Genomic DNA, 2,707 nt, shown 5'->3' with positions numbered 1-2,707 from the left:
TTCAGACCAAACAGTTTAACGTTGGTGTTGTTGTAGCATACGTCGACTTTAACCTGCTCATTGGCGCGGGAAACCAGGAACGGTGCGGCGTTACAGGTCACAGCCACTTTGCCGCCAATCGCCAGGCCTGCGGCGGTGCCCACCAGCGTTTGTTCCGCGATACCCACGTTAACCAGCCGATCGGGGAAGGCTTTGATAAAGGGCGCAATTTTGGCGGTTGAGGTGGAATCGGCCACCACCGGCACTAAATCGACGCCGCGATTAACCGCATCAATAAATGCCTCGACCATTACCGTCGCCAGGTGTTTTGCATTACTCATCTTTCAACTCCTCCAGTGCCAACTCAATCTCTTCCCCTTTCGGCACGCGGTGATGCCACTCCGGTTTGCCCTGAATAAAGGAGATGCCGAAGCCTTTTTCGGTATGCGCCACAATCACCTGCGGCTTGCCACTGTTGCGCGGCAGGTTTTCGATGGCTTCCACCACCGCCGCCATGTCATTGCCGTTACACTCGCTCACCTCCAGACCAAAGGCGCGCCATTTATCCGGCAGCGGATCGGTGTTCATGATGTCGCGCGTGTGACCCGCCAGCTGCAGCTTGTTCTTGTCGTTGATAATCACCAGGTTATCGAGGCCGTAATGCGCCGCCACCAGCGCGGCTTCCCAGTTGCTGCCTTCCGCCAGCTCACCGTCGCCGGTAACGACAAAAATCCGTCGGTCGCTGTTATCTTTCTTCGCCGCCAGCGCAATGCCGACCGCCACCGGTAAACCGTGGCCCAGCGCACCGGTATTCAGCTCAACGCCCGGCGTTTTTTGGCGCACCGGATGGCCCGGCAGATGCGAATCCGAATGCTGATAGGTCGGCAGCCATTCGGTTGGGAAGTAACCGGCTTCAGCCAGCACGCAGTAATAACCGCCTACCGCATGGCCTTTCGACTGGATATAGATGTCGCGCTGCGGATCGTTGGTGCGATCCGGCGCGCAGTTAAGAATGCGGAAATAGAGTGCGGTGAGGATCTCTACCTGTGAGAGATCGGCACCGGTATGCCCGCCCGCCGGGCTGCCCGCATTGAGCTGAATGATGCGGCGGCGCACGGCGCGCGCTTTCGCTGCCAGATCCGCTACCGAATATTTGAAAGGATTCATAGACACCTCTGAATTTTAAAGCATGGATGAATATTTATTCGTAATGGAGAAAAAAAGGTGCAGACAATCAGCGCCTGCACCCAACCGATTAACTTTTTGCCGGGCTACCGCCCTCCTCAATCAGCGCTTTCTGCGCCACCACCGCCGCTTTCTGCTGCATGCGGCTCTGCATTTGGTCGATGATCACCGCCACGATAATCACGATGCCTTTGATCACCATTTGCCAGAACTCGCTCACGCCCATCATGATCAAACCGTCGGCGAGGAAGCCGATCACAAAGGCACCAATCAGCGTGCCGAGAATGGTGCCGCGTCCACCGGCCAGCGAGGTGCCGCCCAGCACTACTGCGGCAATCGCGTTCATTTCAAACGACGTTCCGTTCGCCGGATGGCTGGCCACCAGCTGAGACGAGACCACGATGCCGGCAATCGCCGCGCAAAAACCGGAGATGGCATACACCCAGATTTTCACCGACTTCACTTTCACGCCCGAAAGTTCAGCGGCGCGTTCGTTATCACCAATCGCGTAGACCTGGCGGCCAAACGGCAGACGCCGCGCAACGTAGGCAATCACCAGCGCCAGCAGTACCATCATCCAGATGGCCCACGGCAAACCGAGAAAATAGCCCGCGCCAATCTTGTCGAATCCGGTATTTCCTAGCATTTCATTGCCTTGCAAACCGGGAAAGGTTTCACCGCCCGACGTAAGCATCGCCGTGCCGCGCAGGATGTACATGGTGCCGAGTGTGCAGATGAACGGTGCCACGTTATAGCGGGTAATGATCCAGCCGTTTGCCGCGCCAATCAGGCCACCAATCAGCAACACAATCGGTACGATCAGCCACACGCTGGGGAAGATGGCGATGCCAAACATCGGCAACACAATGCCTTTGGTGATCAGCCAACCGGCGATCATGCCGCACAGGCCGAGTGTCGCGCCGATGGAGAGATCGATGCCCGCCGTGATGATGACAAAAGTGATGCCGAGCGCGAGGAAGGCGTTAATGGCGATGTGTTTCACCATGATCACCATGCTGCCCACCGCGAGGAAATCGGGCACCGTGATAGCGAAGAAACCGACAATCAGAAACAGCGCAATAAAGGTGCGCAGTTTGAGCAGCAGCAGAATCAAGCTTTCGCGTGAGTTGAACGCTTTAGCTGGCGATGCGAGCGCGAGCGCGCCGTTGTTTTTCATATCAGAACCCTTGTGCGCTTGCTTTAACCAGCGCCGCCTCTTCCGCTTCAGCGCGCGGCAGGTCAGCAGTCAATTTGCCGCCGGACATCACAATGATGCGATCGGCAACAGCCATGATCTCTTTCAAATCAGAGGTGGAGAACACCACCGCAATGCCCTGTTCCGACAGCTTCACCATCATGCGGAACACCTCGCCTTTGGCACCCACGTCGATGCCACGGCTCGGTTCATCCAGCAGCAGCAAGCGCGGATTGGTTAGCAACGAGCGACCAATCACCACCTTTTGCTGATTACCGCCGCTCAGCGCGCTGATGGCGACATCCGGCGAGGAGATTTTGATCGCCAGATTGCCGACGGTGCTGGTCA

Annotated in this window: 3 protein-coding genes and 1 pseudogene; all 4 read right to left on the bottom strand. The window is 57.1% G+C overall.

The window, feature by feature from the left end; genetic code table 11:
• Positions 1-320, bottom strand: a pseudogene (locus RTY00_RS23165) (transketolase family protein); the annotation flags it as partial.
• Positions 313-1,146, bottom strand: coding sequence for a transketolase (locus RTY00_RS23160; protein ID WP_008108197.1), 834 nt, complete (start codon positions 1,144-1,146; stop codon positions 313-315). The gene RTY00_RS23160 and the pseudogene RTY00_RS23165, both read right to left, overlap by 8 nt.
• A gap of 88 nt (positions 1,147-1,234) precedes the next feature.
• Positions 1,235-2,341, bottom strand: coding sequence for an ABC transporter permease (locus RTY00_RS23155; protein ID WP_061723614.1), 1,107 nt, complete (start codon positions 2,339-2,341; stop codon positions 1,235-1,237).
• Position 2,342: 1 nt separating this feature from the next.
• Positions 2,343-2,707 (bottom strand): ATP-binding cassette domain-containing protein (locus RTY00_RS23150; RefSeq protein ID WP_312666522.1); only part of this gene is annotated, 365 nt, incomplete at its 5' end.

The organism is Pantoea sp. CTOTU49201 (assembly GCF_032054795.1).
In the GTDB taxonomy this organism is placed as follows: Bacteria; Pseudomonadota; Gammaproteobacteria; order Enterobacterales; family Enterobacteriaceae; genus Pantoea; species Pantoea symbiotica.
The sequence above is the reverse complement of the archived record's forward strand: the minus strand, read 5'-3'. Positions and strand labels throughout refer to the sequence as shown.